The sequence below is a fragment of the Streptomyces sp. NPDC060031 genome, assembly GCF_042736805.1.
Lineage (GTDB): Bacteria > Actinomycetota > Actinomycetes > Streptomycetales > Streptomycetaceae > Streptomyces.
Genome location: NZ_JBHWVM010000130.1, coordinates 1 through 17,065, shown reverse-complemented (window position 1 = coordinate 17,065; position 17,065 = coordinate 1). Strand labels below are relative to the sequence as shown.

Sequence of the window (17,065 nt, the reverse complement as noted above, 5' to 3'; positions counted from 1 at the left end):
GCCCCATGAGCGGGGCCGGGGCGCCCACTCCCGTCTTCAGCCCTCGGGGAACTCGCCGGCCATGGCGGCGGCGATCCGCAGGTACGGGGCTGCCTCGGCCGCCCGGCCCTGGCGCTGCAGCGTGCGGCCGAGCATCAGCTGTGCGTAGTCCTCCACCGGCCAGCGCTCCAGGATGGCGCGCAGCTCACGCTCGGCGCGGGCGAGCTGGGCCGAGTGGTAGTAGGCGCGGGCCAGCAGCAGCCGGGGCGCCAGCTGCTCGGGGGCCTCGCCGGCCAGTGCCGCCAGGACGCGGGCGGCCGTCGCGTACTCCTTCGCCTCGAAGAAGAGCCGGGCCCGCTCCCAGCGCTCGGCTGCCGTCCCGTGCTCGAGGTACGCCGCCGGCGCGTTCATCCCGGTCATCGCCGTCATCGCGCCCGTCGTGTCCATGGCGTCCATCGAGTCCCTTCCGCCGTTCAGGTGGTGCGTTCGAGCCCTCCAACACGTGCGGAGGGCTGAACATTCCACGGGTCGCGACGGCGGCCGCGGTACTAAGTTGGGCGGCATGAGCAATCTCGATCGCCAGCCCGCTCTCTCCGCTTGTGGCGGCCGCGGTTTCGTCGTGGCCGAACCCGTACGGGAACTCCTCAGCCCGCGCACCGTCAAGCTGGGGGAATCCACCGAAGTCCGCCGACTCCTGCCGAACCTGGGCCGCCGCATGGTGGGCGCCTGGTGCTTCGTCGACCACTACGGCCCCGACGACATCGCCGCGGAGCCCGGCATGCAGGTCGCCCCGCACCCGCACTCCGGGCTGCAGACGGTGAGCTGGCTGCACGAGGGCGAAGTCCTGCACCGCGACAGCGTGGGCAGCCTGGAGACGATCCGCCCCCGCGAGCTGGGCCTGATGACCTCGGGCCGAGGCATCAGCCACTCCGAGGAGAGCCCGCGCCCGCACGCCCGCTTCCTGCACGGCGCGCAGCTGTGGGTCGCCCTCCCCGACGCCCACCGCGACGTGGAGCCGCACTTCCAGCACCACGCGGAACTCCCGCACGTCACGGCTCCCGGCCTGACCGCCACCGTGATCCTGGGCACCCTGGACACGGCCACCTCGCCCGGTACGGCGTACAGCCCCATCGTCGGCGCGGACCTCGCCCTCGCGGCGGGCACCGAGACCAGGCTCCCGCTCGACCCGGACTTCGAGTACGCGGTCCTGTCGATGTCGGGCGAGGCCCACGTCGACGGCGTCCCGGTCCTCCCGGGCTCGATGCTCTACCTCGGCTGCGGCCGCACCGAACTCCCGCTGCGCGCAACGTCGGACGCCGGCCTGATGCTCCTGGGCGGCGAGCCGTTCGAGGAGGAGATCGTGATGTTCTGGAACTGGATCGGTCGGAGCAACGAGGAGATCGTCCAGGCCCGCCACGACTGGATGGAGGGCACCCGGTACGGCGAAGTAAAGGGCTATGACGGCCCCCCGATCCCTGCCCCGCAGCTCCCGCCGGGTCCGCTGAAGGCACGTGGGCGGGTACGCTGACCTGCGCTTTTCTGAACCAGGTCGACCGGTCGGGATCGGCGGAGGAGGCGCCGCGTTCCGCGCGGGGATCGTTCCCGGCGAGGCGAGTGACAGGGGCTTCGGGAGGCTCTTCTCGGGCCCTCGGTGTTTCCCAGGTATGACCAGCTGGGGTCAGCTCGCCTGGCGCCAGCACGAACCGGGCGCGCCGCTCATCACCGAGTGGTGACCCGACGCCGACCGCGGCCAGGCGCAGCACCCGCGCTGCGTTGAAGCGTTCCCGGGCTCCCGGGCCGGTCGGGGGTTCGAGCCGGGTGCGGATGCCGTGACGCCGTGGCCGGGGCCCCGGTCCCCCTCACCCTGGCTCGCCGCCGGACCCAGGTCATCACGAGGACGAGGGCCGCTGCCGCGCCGTACGCGATGTTGCTCAGCGACGGCTGGAAGTGGAGCGTCGGGGCGAGGATGTAGACGGCGGCGCCCGCGAGGGGGATGCCGAGCCATTCCCAGCGTCCGTCCAGGGCGACGAGGGCGATCAGGAGCAGGGAGTACCAGGAGTAGCCGGGGGTGAGGAGAGCGAAGGACCAGCCGGTGACCAGGAGGGCGCCGCTCCAGGGGCGTCGCGGGTCCCCGCGCCACATCACGTACAGGGACACTGCCGCGACGATGACGAGCAGTACGGGGAATGCCCAGGTATCTGGCAGCGCCAGGCGCAGGAGCGAGTACCGGGACCCGGCCGAAGGGTCGTCGTAGCCCTCCTCCTCCACGTAGCCGCCGAGGTAGCCGAAGACCGAGCCGTGCGAGAGGAGGACGTACGGGAGGTAGGCGACTACGACGAAGGCCGCGGCGGGCAGGAGTACGGAGGCCGCGTCGCGGACGCGGCGGACCCCGGACAGCGCGCCGGGGAGGACGACGGCCGGCATCAGTTTCGTGGCGATGGCGGCGCCGATCAGCACGCCGCCCGCCGCCCGCCGGGTCAGAGTGCGGGAGGCGACGAGGCCGAGGCCGGTGACCGCGAGGAGCACGCCCAGGACGTCGATGTGGGCGTTGTTGACCGCTTCGATGGGGATGGCCGGGCACCAGGCCCAGTACGCGGCTTTGCGGAGGTCGTCGCCGCGCCGTCGCAGGATCAGGAGGATCGTCCCGGTGACGCCGAGGGAGACCAGGGCGGCGCCGATCTGGAGCGGCTTGTGCCGGGCGTTGGCGGGGGAGAGCTGATCGACGGCCAGGAAGTACGCCTCGGCGACGGGCGGGTAGATGGTGTGCACGGCGGGCCTGTTGATGCGGGTGCAGTGGCGCGTGCCGTCGGTGGGCGGGACGGGCGCAAGATCCGGGCCGGTGCAGGCGGCGCCGGTGGGGAAGAGCCACGGGTCGCGGAGCCGGGCGAGAGCCGGGTCGTGTGGGGTGTGGTCGTACGGGGAGGTGCCGGCGGACTGGACGCGGCCGTCCCAGGCGTAGCGGTAGGAGTCGGTGCTGGTCCGCGGCGGCCCCAGCAGCCCGGTGAGCGTGACGGCGACGGCCCCCGCGGCGATCAGCCACGCGACGCTGCGGGCCGGGACTCGGCGCAGCGCCAGCAGCGCGACGGTGAAGAGCACCCAGCAGGCCGCGTACCAGCAGAACAGGCCGACGGGGTCGCTGAAGTAGCCCCCGTACACGATGGTGTGGGCGAGGGCCGTCGTGAGCGCGGCAAGGGCGAGGGCGGTGCTTACCAGCGCGGTGCGAGGAGTGAGGGCGGTAGGGGGTTTCACCTGCGGAATCGTTCCAGGGATCGGCTCTCTCGTGGGCCGTGCCGTCGCGGATGTCCGTGATTCGTAAGGTGTTCCGGCAGCCTGCGCGGGCCTCGTCGGGGGTGTGATGGGGGCATGCGTTTCACCCTGCCCTCCGGGCCGCCCGTCACCTTCAAGGCGCGCCTGCACGATGCCCGTACCGCGACCGCGATCGGCCGCTGGCTCGGCCTGGCCATGGCCGTCTGCTTCGCGACCGGTGTACTGAGCCACTACCTCCAGCACCCGCCCGGATGGCTGGCCGATTCGCTGCCGAGCCGCCCGTACTGGGGATACCGGCTCACCCAGGGGCTGCACGTGGCCTCCGGGATCGCCGCGATCCCCTTGCTGCTGGCGAAGCTGTGGGCGGTCTACCCGCGGCTCTTCGCCTGGCCTCCGGTGCGATCGGTCCTCCATGCGCTGGAGCGGATCTCGGTGGCGGTCCTGGTCGCTGCCGGACTGTTCGAGCTGTTCACGGGGCTGCTGAACACCTTCCAGTGGTACCCCTGGCCCTTCAGCTTCGTTCCCGTGCACTACGCGGTCGCCTGGCTCCTGCTGGGCTCGCTGATCCTGCACGTCGCCGTGCAATGGCCGAAGATCCGGGACCACTTCACGCTGCGTTCCCCCGCAACCCTGGCCCTGCCCGAGGCCGACGGGCCGGACCGGCGCCAGCTCCTCCTCGGCGTCACAGCCGCGGTCGGAGCGGTCACGCTCACCACCGTCGGGCAGTCCGTCACCGCGCTCGGCTCGCTGGAACTGTTCGGCCCGCGCAGTCCCGCCCACGGGGCCCAAGGGCTCCCCGTGAACCGGACGGCCGCCGCCGCGCGCGTCTCCGAGGCCTCCTTGGCCGACTGGCGGCTGACCGTGGACGGGCCGCGTCCCTACAGCCTCACGTTGGAGGAACTGCGCGCCATGCCGCAGCATGACGTCACCCTGCCCATCGCCTGCGTCGAGGGCTGGAGCAAGTCCGCGCACTGGACCGGGGTACGGGTACGGGACCTCCTGGAGCGTGCGGGCGGCGGCCCGGGTGCACGGGCCCGGGTGGTCTCTCTGGAGGCGACGGGCGCCTACCGGGTGATGGAGATGGGGCGCCCCTACGCGCAGGACCCGCTCACGCTGCTGGCGCTGCGGCTGAACGGCGAGGTGTTGTCCCTGGACCACGGCTACCCGGCGCGGATCATCGCCCCGAACCGGCCCGGTGTCCTGCAGACCAAGTGGGTCGGCCGACTGGAGGTGGCGTGATGAACTTCCGATACGTGATGGGCGGATGCGGGCTGGTGTGCGCGGCCTGGGGTGGGTACCTGCTCCTCCAGCAGCCCGAGCCGTGGCGGATCGCCGTGTGGCTCGGGGGAGCGGTCGTGGTGCACGACGGGTTCGTCGCGCCCGTCGCGATGGCGTTCGCCGCCCTCGTCGCCGTGGCGGGCCTGCGCCTGCACGGAGTACCGCGTGGAGCCTTGATCGTGGCGGGCTCCCTGACCGCGATCGCCCTTCCCCCGCTCCTGCGTCCGGGGGGCGTGGCCAACCCCACCGTCCTGCCGCTCGACTACCTGCGCAACTGGCTGCTCGCCCTGGCCGCCATCGCGCTGTTCACCCTCGCGTACGTCGGTGTGCGTGCCGTGGCGCGCCGGGTGGGCCGGGTGGGCGGGGAGGGCCGTCGGGCCTGATCGGGGCGGTGCCGCGGAGAACCACCGGGTTCGTTCATTGTTTTTGAATGGTCGCTCATGTATTTTTCTTCTCATGCCCAGACCGCGAGAGTTCGAGCCCGACGCAGTCCTGAACGTGGCCATGCTGCGGTTCTGGGAGCGCGGGTACCGAGCGGTGTCCGTCGAAGATCTGGTCAAGGCGACCGGAGTCAAGCCCGGCAGCCTCTACAGCGCTTTCCCTGGCGGCAAGCGCGCGCTGTTCCTGAAGTCGCTGGAGCGGTACTCGCGGTTGGTGGTCCCCGAGAAGCTGGGCGAGCTGGAGGCTCCGGGCGCCTCGGTGGGCGAGATCCGCGGCTACTTCGACGGACTGGTGCGCGATCTGCTCAGCCCCGAGGGCCGGCAGGGCTGCCTGCTGGTCAACACGGCGATCGAGCATGCCGCCGAGGACGACGAAGCGGCGGCCGTCGTCCGCGGTCACCTGGCCCGGCTGGAGCGGTGCATGACCCATGCGCTGGAGAACGCGGCCCGCAGGGGGCAAGTCCGTGCCTCACTGGACTGTGCCGGGAGCGCCAAGCTGCTGGTCGCCACCTGTCAGGGGCTCATGGTCGTCGGGAAGGCCAACCCGGACGAGACGCTCCTGCGCGCGATCGTGGACAACGCCTTCGCCGCTCTCGCCTGACGGCGAGGCGCACGGGCCACCGTACGCGGTGGCCCTTTTCTTCGCACCAATAATTGAATGAGCGCTCAAGAATGGAGCTGGAACATGAAGGCCATCGTCATCTCCGCCCACGGCGGCCCCGAGGTCCTCACCCTCACCGAACTGCCCGACCCGGTTCCCACCGACGGCGAAGTGCTGATCCGGGTCAAGGCGTTCGGCCTCAACCACGCCGAGGCGTACATGCGCAGCGGCGCATGGGGAAAGGTGGCCGCCGTCCCGGGGATCGAGTGTGTCGGGGTGGTGGAGGCCGATCCGTCCGGTGAACTCCCTCCCGGGACGCGGGTGGTGGCGATCCTCGGCGGCATGGGGCGGACCCGAAACGGAAGTTACGCGGAGCTGGTGACCGTACCGGCGGCCAACGTGGTCGCCGTGCGCTCCTCGCTGGACTGGGCCGATCTTGCGGCGGTTCCCGAGGTGTACGCGACGGCGTGGAGCGGCCTGTTCGGCAACCTCGGCCTACGGCCGGGCGAGACCGTCTTGGTGAGGGGAGCGACCTCCTCGCTCGGCCAGGCCGCCCTCAACCTGGCGGTCGACCACGGCGCGACCGTCCTCGCCACGACCCGGGACCCGCGGCGAGCGCCCCTGCTGAAGGGACTCGGAGCCGCTGACGTGCTCATCGACGATGGCGCCCTCGCCACCCGGGTCGCCGAGCGGGAGATCGGCGTCGACGCGGTCTTCGACGTCGTCGGCAACAGCGTCCTGCGCGACTCGCTGTCCCTGGTCCGGCCGCGCGGCCGGGTCTGCCAGCTGGGCTTCCTGGGCGGATTCGAGCCGGTACGGGACTTCGACCCGATCGCCGATCTCCCCAGCGGAGTCCGGCTCAGCTTCTTCGGCAGCGCCTTCGTCCTGGGCACCCCCGCGTTCCCGCTCAGCGACGTGCCGTTGGACGAGATATACGCCAAGGTCGAGGCCGATGTCCTGCGGGCCCGTCCCACCCGGGTCTTCCGGTTCGACGAGATCGTCGAAGCCCATCGGGCGATGGAGGCCGGAGAAGCCCTCGGGAAGATGGTCGTCACCGTCGGCTGAATCCCCGGACCTTCCGTCAGGCCGCCGAGGGCGCCTGGCCGAGGGTCAGCGACTCCGGGTGGGACCCGCACTGCTGCGGATCCCACCCGGCGGTTCGCCGCTCCGCAACCGTCAGTGCGTGAGGTGCACGAAGTGCCGGCCCGTCGTCTGCCAGGTGTCGTACGGGGTCCAGCCCGCGGCCCTCGCCTCGGCGCGCAGGGCGCGGGTGCCGAGCCGGGCCCACCAGAAGGAGGCTCCGCGGCCGCCGGCGCCGTCCTCGACGTACACCTCGACGCGTTCGTCGACGTCGGCGGTGGCGACCTCGACCAGCAGGGAGCCACCGGGGGCGGTCAGTTCGGCGGCCCGGCGCAGCAGGGCGGCGGGGTCCCCGCCGATGCCGATGTTGCCGTCTATGAGGAGGACCGTGCCCCAGCCGCCTTCGCGGGGAAGCGGGTCGAACACCGACCGGCACAGGGCGCTGCCGCCCGCCCGCTCGGTACGGGCCACCGCCTCGGGGGTGACGTCGACGCCGAGCACCGTATGGCCGAGCCCGGCGAGGGCGGCGACCAGGCGGCCCGGCCCGCAGCCGATGTCGAGGACGGGCCCGGTACATCGGGTCAAGACGGTGTTGTCGGCCGCGTCGGGGTCGGCGCACCACCGCTCGACTTCGAGCGGCAGCAGCCAGCCGTCGCGCCGACGGAGGAACAGCGGCCCCTGCCCGGTACGGAGGGCGTCCGCGTACGGGTCCGCCTGCCAGGTGCGGGTGGCGGGCCCGGCGAGCTGGGCGGTCATCGGGTCACCGCGCACAGGCCGTGGTGCAGGGCGGCGAAGCGCGTCCGCGGGGCTGCGGCCGCGACCCGTTCCGCGTCGGCGGGCGTGTCCACGTCGCACAGCTCGGGCAGGTCCCGTACGGAAAGACCCGCATCGGTCAGGCGCTGCCGCTGGACCTCTCCGGTGTGTGTCACGGACATGGGGACGCCGAGCAGCAGAGCCGGGTCGGGGGCGGCGAGGCCGAGGGCCCAGAACCCTCCGTCGGCGGCGGGCCCGAACCATGCGTCCGCCTCGGTGAAGTCCAGCCCGGGCGCGAGCAGTTCCGGGGTGACCTGCGGGGTGTCCATGCCAATCAGCAGGGTCGGTCCTTCGGCCAGGGCGAAGGCGGCAGCCAGTCGGACGTCCAGGCCGCCCGTACCCTGCGGGACGACCTCGATGCCGTCCGGGATCCAAGGGCCCGGCTGTCCGTCGAGGACGAGGACGCGGCGCCGGGCCGGCGTGGCCAGGACCGTCGCGAGGGTGTCCTGGAGTGAGGCGCGGGCCAGGTCGGCGGCCTGTTGCGGGGTGAACTGCGTGGTCAGGCGGGTTTTCACGCGCCCGGCGACGGGAGCCTTGGCGATGACGAGGAGGGTGCTCATGCGGAGATCCCCTCGGTCGGTGCGGGCCGGGCGCCCGGCGGCTCGGCCAGGACCCTGCGCATGTCCCGTACGGCGTGCCAGGTGCCCCGCCAGGTCCCGGTGACCTTGGACTTCCCCGAGCGGGGGAGGTACGGGATGTCCGTCTCGGCCACTTTCCAGCCCGCGTCGGCGGCCCGTACGACCATCTGGAGCGGATAGCCGCTGCGGCGGTCGGTCAGGCCCAGGCCGAGCAGTGCCTCGCGGCGGGCGACGCGCATGGGTCCCAGGTCGTGGAGCCGCAGTCCGGTGCGGCGGCGCAGCATCTGCGCGAGGGCGAGGTTCCCGGCGCGGGCGTGCGCGGGCCAGGCGCCGCGTCCTCGGGGGCGGCGCCTGCCGAGCAGGAGATCCGCCTCGCCGGCCGCGACCCGCTCGGCCATGCGCGCGAGCAGGCCCGGGTCCATGGAGGCGTCGCAGTCGCAGAAGCAGACCAGCTCGGCGCGTGCGGCGAGCAGCCCGGCGTGGCAGGCGGCCCCGAAGCCGCGCCGGGTCTCGTGCACGACGGTGGCGCCGAGGGAGCGGGCGATGTCGGCCGAGCCGTCGGTGGAGCCGTTGTCGACGACGATGGCCCGCCACCCGGCCGGCACCCGCGCCAAGACCCAGGGGAGGGCTTCCGCCTCGTCGAGGCACGGCAGTACGAGGTCCGCGCGGGGCGGACGGCAAGCAGAAGGAGTCACCCTCCACACCGTAGGAACCGAAGGGCGAAGAAGGGCGCCCGAAGACCTTACGAAACGCGGACACCTCGTCGCACGGGGGCAGGCCCAGGTCGACGCCGCACCGCACGGTCTCACTCTGGAGGCATGGCATCCAGTAACGAAACCGACCGTGGCCCGGCCTCCGGCGACGCCACGGGCCGTGTCCTGGTGGTGGACGACGAGCCGACCGTCTCGGAGGTCGTCGCCGAATGTCTGGAGCGGGCCGGGTCCACCGTGCAGCGGGCCGCGGCTGGGACTTCGGCGACCTGTCCACGGTGACCGTGCACGTCCGCGGGCTTCGGGGCAAGGTCGAGAAGGATCCGGCCGATCCGCAGCTGATCCGGACCGTGTGGGGCGCCGGATACCGCTTCGACGTGGGCCCCGTCCAGACCGGCCGCGAGCAGGCCGCGGCCGGTCCTCGTACGGAGGGCGGCAGACACCGGCTGGCGGGGCAGTCAGGCCCGTACCCCTCCCTCGGGCGCGGGCCTGGGCCTGGTGATCGTCCGGGGCATCGTCGAGGCCCGCTCCGGGCGCGCGGACGTCCACCACGTGCCCGGCGGCTGCCGCTTCGAACTGACCCTCCCCACATCCGCGTAGGCCGTGCGGAACCGGCGACGACGTCGGCCGGTTCCCGGGCTCAGCCGACCACACCCGCAGACTGGCGCTGGCCCGCCCGGGCGAACTCGGCCATCCCTTCGGCGAAGCCGACCGTGGGACGCCAGCCCAGTTCCGTGCGCAGCCGGGCGGAGTCGGCGGTGATGTGCCGTACGTCGCCGAGGCGGAACTCGCCCGTCACCACCGGCGCCGGCCCGCCGTGCGCCGAGGCGAGCTCGGCAGCCATCTCGCCGACCGTGTGCGGTTCCCCGCTGCCGGCGTTGTACGCGGTCAGAGCCCCAGCCTGCCGGGTACCGACCGCCTGGAGTGCCACCGCGTTGGCCGCGGCCACGTCCCTCACGTGGACGAAGTCCCTTCGCTGAGCACCGTCCTCGTAGACCCGAGGGGCCTCGCCCCGGGCCAGCGCGGAGCGGAAGAAGGAGGCCACCCCGGCGTACGGGGTGTCGCGCGGCATGCCCGGCCCGTACACGTTGTGGTAGCGCAGCGACACCGCACGACCCTCCACACACCGGGCCCAGGATGCCGCCAGGTGCTCCTGGGCCAGCTTCGTCGTCGCGTACACATTGCGCGGATCCGTCGGGGCGTCCTCGCCGACCAGGCCCGGCGCGAGTTCGGCTCCGCAGTCAGGGCAGAGGGGCTCGAACCGGCCCGCCGTCAGGTCCTCGGTCCGACGCGGCCCGGGGCGCACCGTTCCGTGCCGGCCGCACGTGTACCGGCCCTCCCCGTAGACCACCATCGACCCGGCGAGCACGAGCTCCCGCACCCCGGCGGCCGCCATCTCCGCCAGCAGCACCGCAGTCCCGAGGTCGTTGCAGCCCACGTAGTCGGGAGCATCGGCGAAGTCCTTGCCGAGGCCGACCATGGCCGCCTGGTGGCACACCGCGTCCACTCCGCGCAGCGCGGCTCTGACCGCGTCGGCGTCCCGTACGTCGGCGCGAACGAACTCGGCGTCGGGCAGGGGCGGTGTGCCGCGGTGAGCGGCGGGCAGCAGGGCGTCGAGGACGACGGGCTCGTGCCGGCGGTCCTTGAGGGCGGTGACGATGTGGGAGCCGACGAACCCGGCCCCTCCGGTGACGAGTACGCGCATGCCCAGGACGCTACGCAGTGCGGAGCCTGCGGAGGGTCTCCCACGCGTGCACGTAAGACTTCCGTCATGCGGGAGCGCTGGGAACCTGGAACGGTGGTGCGCCCGGGCGGACGCGGCCGACCGGACCGTGCTGCGGCGGTGCACCGGCCGGGTACCGGACATCGGGTGCGGCGCCGGCCGTATGGTCGAGGCACTCGCGGGGCGTGGCCACCACGTCCTCGGTATCGACGTCTGTCCTGTCGCAGTGATCACGACCGCCTGCCGGGGCGGCTCAGCGGTGAGCAGATCGGTCTTCGACCCGCTCCCCGACGAGGGCCGGTGGGGGACGGCGCTGCTGATCGACGGCAACATCGGGATCGGCGGCGCGCCCCGACGGCTGCCACAACGGGTCCGGGAGGTCGTGGCTCCGGAGGGTCTCCTCCTGGTGGAGACCACTCCTGGTGACGTGGACGAGCGACGCCGTGTCCGGATCCACTCCGGCCACCGGCCGGTCAGCACCGTCTTCCCCTGGGCAGTGGCCGAACGGTGGACCAGCGCGCGAGGACGTCACTTCGTCGCGCTGCGCGCCTGCCGCTGAGCACGGCTCCAGCGCCGTGTCCGTACCACCAGGATCACGGCCGAGGCTGCGAACAGTGCCGCGGTGATGAGCAGCCAGCGTCCGAGGAACCCGCCCGCCGGAAGGGCGGTCGCGGCTGTGTAGTGCTCAACCCGGCGAAGGACCAGCGGCCACCAAACGAGTAGCAGAACTCCGGAGACGAACGCGGGTACACGGACGTAGTTCACGCTCACCCGTGGCACGGGCGGCGTGGGGCCAGGTCCCCGGGTGAACAGCGCCTGCGCCGCCCGGTCGGTCACCGAGTACAGGGGCAGCAGGACCAGATCGTGGAGGAGGGCCGCCCCGACGAACCACACGGCCACCCCGAGGGTGTCCCCTTGGAGCAGGCGCAGACCGGCGTACACGGCAAGGGCGAAAGAGGCCAGCACGAGGAGCAGGTGCAGCGGGGAGGCGCCGTAGCGGCGCCGGAACGCGGTCGGGGCGCTCATGCGGGCTCTCCGAAGGTGAGGCGGGTGACCCATTTGGTGGTGTGGACCCCCGGAGCCCCCGCGACGATGGCCCGCGCCGGGTAGCCGTGGTCGGCGGAGAGGATCGCTCCGTTGACGCGGACGGCCAGCAACGAGCGGCTGTCACGGACCTGCTGGTCGCTGAGCACGGCCGACCTGAACGAGCCGCCACGCTGCGCCGATTCGACGAGGACCTCGGGCGTGTTCACACCGAGCCCGACGAGCGCGGCCAGATCGGTGAGCCGGACCCCGCCCCACCGCTGGTCGGGGGTCGACCAGCCCTCCACACAGGCGATGGGCAGGGCCGACTCGTGCTGCGTCATGGCCAGGAGCTGCTCGTACGTCAGGTCGATCTGACGCCCCGGGCCGCGTACGGTCAGCCGCCACGCGGGACCGACGTCGCTGGGCCGGATGCCGACCGAGGCGGCGGTCTTGTTGATCTGGAACCCGTTCGGGCCCGAACCCGGATCTCGGCCATGAGGGGCGAGCAGCGCGGTCTGCCGCCACCGTCCGCCGATGCTCTGCCCCGCCGTGACGACCAGCAGCGCGACCGACCCGAGCCCCACCATGGCCAGGGCGCCCCGGCGGGAGATGGTCGGCGCCGCGGGGCGTGGCGAGACCAGCCCGACCGCTTCCTCAGTACCCGCCGCAGGCTCCCCGAACCGTGACCGTACGGCGTGCAGCGCCCTCGGCAGCCGGAAGGCCACGTGGACGACGAACGCGCCGATGAACACCCAAGCCCCGTAGAAGTGCAGGGTGTAGAAGGAGCCGGGAAAGATGTAGTGGAGCTGGACGTTGAGGATGCCGGTGACGAACTCGAAGCCGGCGCCGCCGACCAGCAGGAGCAGGGACAGCCGATCCAGAGCGTGGCTGACCGAGCGGATCGGTGGCCACTCGAACAGCTTGGGAATGACCGACCACAGCTTCGCCAGCAGTACGGGCACGAGGGCGATTCCCAACGTCACATGGACGCCCTGGGTGAGCCGGTAGAGCCAGTACGGAGAAGTCGGCCAGGAGAACAGGTAGAAGCCGAGCCATCCCTTGTTCGGCGTCTGATCGTTGACCGCCGCGAGATCGGGGTTGTACGCGGCGTACGACAGCAGGCCCGTCACGAAGAGCACCGTGATCCCGAACAGCAGGACCAGCCCGAACACCGCGGTCAGCCACGGACCCCGCAGCGGACTCCGCCAGAACTCCGGACGAGCCGGCCCCGGGGGCGGGCCCGCCCCCAGGGCCGTGCTCCCGGCCTCCCGCAGCCGCGTCAGCGGACCGGACCGGACCTTCGGCGGGGCCGGCTTCCGGGCGCCAGTAGCCCGACCGGGCGGAGATCCGGCTGCAGGAGGGGCGTCAGGCTTCTCCGACTCCCTGCCCGTTGGCGGTGGCACGTCGTCCGGCTGGCCCTGCCCGATGCCACTCGCGCCCATCGGGCACCTCCATCGACCGCCGATTTCTGCTATTTCTTCGTATTTCGCCAGCTAGAAGAACATGCCGCACCGGTGCCGCACCCGCTCCGGCGACACGCCAGGTGGGGGTATCCCCGCCGAGCTCTCACGCGGCGAGGCCGACGTCGAGGATCTTGGCGGCTTTGCCGATGGAGCCGGGCATGAGATGGGCTCCCAGGGGCCCTCTTCAATGTCGCCCGACAGCTCCGGCGCTGCGGCAGGGGACCAGTACGTTCGCGAGACCCGAAGGGCATCCGCATGACCCCGGGGAGCGGCTGGAGCGCCACGCACGGATCCCGGCTTCGAGGCGGTGATCGCCCTCTGACGCAGGCCGGCCGGCCGGGTTCGCGTTTCGATGATCTCGGCGGGAGGGCGAAGCCGGGTGCCAGGGCGACGGTGCAGCCGTGCATCGCGGGCAGCGGCCGCACCTCACCGATTGCACGCGTGATGGTGGAACGGTTCGTATCGAACCAGCAGGCTGGGCTCGTCGTGTTGGCGCCGTACGAAGGTGGACGAGCGTGGCCGGCAGGCGGTCAGCTTCTCCTGCCGCGGGGGTTCCGCGACAGGAGAGGCCGAAGGGTACCCGTCAGGTGCGGTACGCGTAGTAGACCGCGTCCGGGTAGGACGCAATGATGCTCGCGAGGGACTTGCGGTAGGTGTTGGTGGAGTGGTAGGTGAGGTACGGCATTCCTGCGCTGCTGCGGTACGTCACCATCATGGAGTGGTCCTTGGACCCGTCCTTGTTGAAGTCCACCTGCACGATGTCACCGACATCCGTCTGGTAGACGCTGGCCAGATTGGCGGCCCGCTGGTTGGACAGCGTGAACCATGCCCACTCGTTCGCGCCGACCCAGGAATCGGACTGGCGGGCTCCGTCGTACCACCAGTTCCGGTAGTCCGACGTGGAGCCCGGAACGGCCTTCCAGCCACCCGCCTTCAGCGCCTGGCTGATGAAGTTGGTGCAGTCGCCCCCGGCGCCGTTGAACTTGCGGTACGCCGGGTTGTAGCTGCTCCAGTACTTCTCCGCGTACTTCGCCATGGCGGCGTAGTCGTAGGTACCGCCGGTCTTCGCCTTGGGCTTGGCCGGGGCGGGGTACTTGGTGGACGCGGGCGTGCCGTCCGGATACTGGTTGCCGTCGTCCTTGACGACGTTCGCCTTGGTCGCCACCGGCTCGTTGATCGCGACGGGGCCGCTGTCCTGAGACTTGATCGAGGTCAGTTCCCAGCCACCGCCCCGCTTGCTGGTGAGGGTCAGTTCGTGGCGCGTCCGGAAGTCGGTGGTGGCCGGCTCGTCGCCGCGCAGTTTCTTGTAGGTGAGCGTGGTCTGCTCGGTGACCTGGACGGTCGCCTTCCCGCCGGTGACCGTGGCACGGTCGACGGCGACGCGGGTGTCGGCGCCCGTGTAGGCCTCGCCGAGATCCGCAAGCCGTGTCTTGCGGGACCGCAGCGACGAGATCGCTGCCTCCTCGTCCTTCTTCAGCTGGGCCGACATCCGCGTCTTCGCAGGGGTCTGGCCGGAATTGCGCTGTCCTGGCTGATCCTCAACCAGGGCCTGGGTGCGCTGGGAGAGCACGCCGTCGGCTATGCGGGCGAAGGTTTCGGAGGTGGCGCGATCGGCCGCCTCGGGCCCGGTGCCCGCACTCGCCGAGTACGCGAACATGCTGCCGGACGCCAGTGCTGCGGTCAGGGCCGCGATGGCGGCGGGCCTGAACCTCTTAGGTATCACTGTGGTTCCCCTTGTCACCCGGTACACACGAACCGGGGGACGGCATCTTCGCACAACTGGGCGACTCTTTCGTTGCGTTCCGTTTCGTCGACAGCCGCCAGGCGCAGTAGCCCCGCCTGCAGGTCAGCCTGCCTCCGCTTCGCCACAGGGGGAGGGCCCCGCTCGCGGTGGGGATGTGGCCACCAGCCGACCGGCCTCATAGCCAATACATCTAGTGTGTGCGGGAAAGCACAGCACAGGGGGCATTCGGAGTGGATAGGCAGGATTCGGCTGCGAGAGGGCGAGCACGGGGCAGGCGGGTGACTCCGGAGGGCATGGGCGGGGTCCGGTCGGGCCGCCGGGACAAGTCGGGGGCGCGCCGTCGTCCCCGGGAGGGAGCCGGCCGGCTCGGTGCCCTGACACCGGCCGTCGATGCGGCGCGTACGCAACTGCGGCGCCTGCGGCCCGCCTTCCCGAGACCGGGCCGCACCGGCTGGCGCCGGTGGGTGCCCTCGCGGCGCCAATGGCTGGGTGCCTGCCTGTACGCGTGCATAGCCATGACGGGCTTCGTCGCGTTCGCCTACGCCACCACGGACATACCCGACGACATCAACTCATTCGCCAGACAGCAGGACAACGTCTACTACTGGGCCGACGGCACCACGATGGCCCGCACGGGCTGGGTCAGCCGGCAGGAGATGCCGCTGGACAAGGTCCCTCCCAAGGTCCAGGGAGCCGTCCTGGCAGCCGAGAACGCGAGCTTCTACTCGGACCCCGGAGTCTCGCCGTCTGGCTTCCTGCGCGCTGTGCGCGCCGCGGCGACCGGGGGCGAGACCCAAGGCGGCTCCACCATCACGCAGCAGTACGTGAAGAACGCCTACCTGAACCAGGACCGCACCCTCTCGCGGAAGTTCACCGAGATCCTGCTCGCAGTGAAACTGGACAATCAGAGGGACAAGAAGCGGATCCTCCAGGACTACCTCAACACCAGCTGGTTCGGGCGCGGTACCTACGGCATGCAGCGCGCGTCCCAGGCGTACTACGGCAAGGACGTCTCGCAGCTCAATGCCAGCGAGGGCGCCTTCCTGGCCTCCTTGCTCAAGGGCGCCGGACTGTTCGACCCCGCCCTCAGCCCGGAGAACCACGAGCGGGCCGTCGAGCGATGGTCGTGGATCCTGGACCGGATGGTCGAGACCGGCCACCTCACGCGCGCCGAGCGAGCCACCTACACGAAGTTCCCCGAGCCCACGGGCGCGTCCCTTCCCGGCACCCCCGGCGCGCAGACCGGCTACCTGGTCGAGCTGGCCAAGGCGTACGCGATCAAGACCGGCCACATCCCGGACGCCGAGTTCGACCTCGGCGGCTACCAGATCTACACGACCTTCGACAAGGCCCGCATGCAGGCCCTGACCACCGCCGTCCAGGAGGCGCAGAAGGACTTCGATGCCGAGCGGCGCCCCGACACCGACAAACACGCCAAGATCGGCGCGGCGAGCGTGGCCCCGGACGGGCGACTGCTCGCCGTGTACGGCGGCCCCGACTACCTGAAGCAGGGCTTCAACGAGTCGAACGCGACGACGGTCCCGGTCGGCACGGCGTTCACGCCGTTCGTCTACGCCGCTGCGCTCGAGGAGGGGGTGGTGCGCACGCGCGGCAAGGCCCGCACGCCCGTCTTCCCTTCCACCGCGTCCGACGGCAACGACCAGGTGACCGTGCAGACGCCCGAGGGCCCGTACTGGGACCGCAGCGGCAAGGTGGTGAAGGGCCGCAACGACGGCGGGCGCAACTGGGGTCAGGTCACCTTGAGCCAGGCCGTCGCCAACTCCATCAACACCCCCATGCTGCAGCTCGGCCTCGATGTCGGCCTCGACCGGGTGGAGTCGCTCGCCGAGCGTTCGGGCCTGCTCGAATCGAGCCTCGGGCCGCGGATCCCCACGTTCGCACTCGGGGAGAACTCGACCCCCAGCGCGATCCGCATGGCCGGCGCTTACGAGACCTTCGCCGCCGGCGGCATGCACAGCGACCCCTACTCGGTGCGCTCGGTCACCCGCAACGGCGCCGCGATGCCGCTCGATGCGCCGAAGCCGACCCGGGTCGTGAAAGCCGAGACCGCCCGCGCGGTGACAGACGCCCTGCGGTCCGCCGTCACCGAGGGATCGGCGAAGGCGGTGGCCAAGGCGCACTCGGGCACGGCGGGCAAGACGGGAACGACGGCCGCGAACACGGCAGGCTGGTTCGTGGCCAGCACCGAGAACGAGTCCACGGCCGTGGTGGTCTACCGGATGTCACTGACCGACCTGGTTCCGCTGCCGCTGACGGGTCTGGGCGGCGACACCCCGAACACGCCCGGCAGTGAGCGGGCGCTGCGCCTGTGGGCGAACTACATCAAGGCGGTGAAGTAGGCC

General features: G+C 71.7%; 17 protein-coding genes and 3 pseudogenes. 11 read left to right on the top strand and 9 right to left on the bottom strand.

Going from position 1 to position 17,065, the window contains the following annotated elements; genetic code table 11:
• Positions 1-36: 36 nt before the first annotated feature.
• Complete coding sequence (locus ACFWB8_RS34380) at positions 37-426, bottom strand: tetratricopeptide repeat protein (RefSeq protein ID WP_385236365.1); 390 nt, start codon at positions 424-426, stop codon at positions 37-39.
• Between the two features lie 115 nt (positions 427-541).
• Between ACFWB8_RS34380 and ACFWB8_RS34375 the strand changes: the two genes are divergently transcribed.
• Positions 542-1,507, top strand: a complete 966-nt coding sequence (locus tag ACFWB8_RS34375) for a pirin family protein (protein WP_385236362.1) — start codon at positions 542-544, stop codon at positions 1,505-1,507.
• A 191-nt stretch (positions 1,508-1,698) separates the two neighbouring features.
• Here the strand turns inward: ACFWB8_RS34375 and ACFWB8_RS34370 are convergent, their stop codons facing one another.
• The gene (locus ACFWB8_RS34370) at positions 1,699-3,228 is read right to left on the bottom strand and encodes a glycosyltransferase 87 family protein (protein ID WP_385236359.1); all 1,530 of its coding nucleotides are present in this window, start codon (positions 3,226-3,228) and stop codon (positions 1,699-1,701) included.
• 114 nt (positions 3,229-3,342) lie between these two features.
• Between ACFWB8_RS34370 and ACFWB8_RS34365 the strand changes: the two genes are divergently transcribed.
• From ACFWB8_RS34365 to ACFWB8_RS34350, 4 genes are all read left to right on the top strand, one after another.
• Positions 3,343-4,485 carry a molybdopterin-dependent oxidoreductase gene (locus ACFWB8_RS34365; protein ID WP_385236355.1) on the top strand — a complete coding sequence of 381 codons (1,143 nt, stop codon included), beginning with the start codon at positions 3,343-3,345 and terminating at the stop codon, positions 4,483-4,485.
• Positions 4,485-4,907, top strand: a complete 423-nt coding sequence (locus ACFWB8_RS34360) for a hypothetical protein (protein ID WP_385236352.1) — start codon at positions 4,485-4,487, stop codon at positions 4,905-4,907. The genes ACFWB8_RS34365 and ACFWB8_RS34360 overlap by 1 nt, the downstream gene beginning before the upstream one ends.
• Before the next feature lie 73 nt (positions 4,908-4,980).
• Positions 4,981-5,565 (top strand): TetR/AcrR family transcriptional regulator, encoded by a 585-nt coding sequence (locus ACFWB8_RS34355; RefSeq protein WP_385236349.1) that lies wholly within the window; start codon positions 4,981-4,983, stop codon positions 5,563-5,565.
• Between the two features lie 57 nt (positions 5,566-5,622).
• The gene (locus ACFWB8_RS34350; protein ID WP_385236346.1) at positions 5,623-6,630 is read left to right on the top strand and encodes a zinc-binding dehydrogenase; all 1,008 of its coding nucleotides are present in this window, start codon (positions 5,623-5,625) and stop codon (positions 6,628-6,630) included.
• Positions 6,631-6,741: 111 nt separating this feature from the next.
• On the opposite strand, the gene ACFWB8_RS34345 is transcribed toward ACFWB8_RS34350, so the two are convergent.
• The 3 genes from ACFWB8_RS34345 to ACFWB8_RS34335 are packed head-to-tail and all read right to left on the bottom strand — an operon-like array spanning position 6,742 to position 8,731.
• Positions 6,742-7,401 carry a class I SAM-dependent methyltransferase gene (locus tag ACFWB8_RS34345; RefSeq protein WP_385236343.1) on the bottom strand — a complete coding sequence of 220 codons (660 nt, stop codon included), beginning with the start codon at positions 7,399-7,401 and terminating at the stop codon, positions 6,742-6,744.
• Positions 7,398-8,018: a DUF2064 domain-containing protein gene (locus tag ACFWB8_RS34340; protein WP_385236340.1), complete on the bottom strand. Its 621-nt coding sequence runs from the start codon at positions 8,016-8,018 to the stop codon at positions 7,398-7,400. The genes ACFWB8_RS34345 and ACFWB8_RS34340 overlap by 4 nt, the downstream gene beginning before the upstream one ends.
• Positions 8,015-8,731: a glycosyltransferase family 2 protein gene (locus tag ACFWB8_RS34335; protein WP_385236337.1), complete on the bottom strand. Its 717-nt coding sequence runs from the start codon at positions 8,729-8,731 to the stop codon at positions 8,015-8,017. Before ACFWB8_RS34335 ends, ACFWB8_RS34340 begins: the two co-directional genes overlap by 4 nt.
• Before the next feature lie 123 nt (positions 8,732-8,854).
• On the opposite strand from ACFWB8_RS34335, the gene ACFWB8_RS34330 reads away from it, so the two are divergent.
• The 3 genes and pseudogenes from ACFWB8_RS34330 to ACFWB8_RS34320 all read left to right on the top strand — a co-directional run.
• The gene (locus ACFWB8_RS34330) at positions 8,855-9,028 is read left to right on the top strand and encodes a hypothetical protein (RefSeq protein WP_385236334.1); all 174 of its coding nucleotides are present in this window, start codon (positions 8,855-8,857) and stop codon (positions 9,026-9,028) included.
• Positions 8,998-9,138: pseudogene (locus tag ACFWB8_RS34325) on the top strand (helix-turn-helix domain-containing protein); the annotation flags it as partial. The gene ACFWB8_RS34330 and the pseudogene ACFWB8_RS34325, both read left to right, overlap by 31 nt.
• Before the next feature lie 37 nt (positions 9,139-9,175).
• Positions 9,176-9,346 (top strand): annotated as a pseudogene (locus ACFWB8_RS34320) (two-component sensor histidine kinase); the annotation flags it as partial.
• 40 nt (positions 9,347-9,386) lie between these two features.
• On the opposite strand, the gene ACFWB8_RS34315 reads toward ACFWB8_RS34320, so the two are convergent.
• Positions 9,387-10,451 (bottom strand): NAD-dependent epimerase/dehydratase family protein, encoded by a 1,065-nt coding sequence (locus ACFWB8_RS34315; protein ID WP_385236331.1) that lies wholly within the window; start codon positions 10,449-10,451, stop codon positions 9,387-9,389.
• Between ACFWB8_RS34315 and ACFWB8_RS34310 the strand changes: the two are divergent.
• Both ACFWB8_RS34310 and ACFWB8_RS34305 read left to right on the top strand, forming a co-directional pair.
• Positions 10,405-10,695: pseudogene (locus ACFWB8_RS34310) on the top strand (class I SAM-dependent methyltransferase); the annotation flags it as partial. The gene ACFWB8_RS34315 and the pseudogene ACFWB8_RS34310 overlap by 47 nt on opposite strands.
• A 33-nt stretch (positions 10,696-10,728) precedes the next feature.
• Positions 10,729-11,028, top strand: coding sequence for a hypothetical protein (locus tag ACFWB8_RS34305; RefSeq protein ID WP_385236368.1), 300 nt, complete (start codon positions 10,729-10,731; stop codon positions 11,026-11,028).
• On the opposite strand, the gene ACFWB8_RS34300 is transcribed toward ACFWB8_RS34305, so the two are convergent.
• The 3 genes from ACFWB8_RS34300 to ACFWB8_RS34290 form a co-directional block, all read right to left on the bottom strand.
• Positions 10,998-11,495 (bottom strand): hypothetical protein, encoded by a 498-nt coding sequence (locus tag ACFWB8_RS34300; protein WP_385236328.1) that lies wholly within the window; start codon positions 11,493-11,495, stop codon positions 10,998-11,000. The two genes, ACFWB8_RS34305 and ACFWB8_RS34300, sit on opposite strands and share 31 nt — an antisense overlap.
• Positions 11,492-12,667, bottom strand: coding sequence for a molybdopterin-dependent oxidoreductase (locus ACFWB8_RS34295; protein WP_385236325.1), 1,176 nt, complete (start codon positions 12,665-12,667; stop codon positions 11,492-11,494). The genes ACFWB8_RS34300 and ACFWB8_RS34295 overlap by 4 nt, the downstream gene beginning before the upstream one ends.
• 874 nt (positions 12,668-13,541) lie before the next feature.
• Entirely contained in the window at positions 13,542-14,681 is a 1,140-nt protein-coding gene (locus tag ACFWB8_RS34290; protein WP_385236322.1) for an amidase domain-containing protein, read from the bottom strand.
• Between the two features lie 299 nt (positions 14,682-14,980).
• Between ACFWB8_RS34290 and ACFWB8_RS34285 the strand changes: the two genes are divergently transcribed.
• Complete coding sequence (locus ACFWB8_RS34285; RefSeq protein WP_385236319.1) at positions 14,981-17,062, top strand: transglycosylase domain-containing protein; 2,082 nt, start codon at positions 14,981-14,983, stop codon at positions 17,060-17,062.
• Positions 17,063-17,065: the final 3 nt, after the last annotated feature.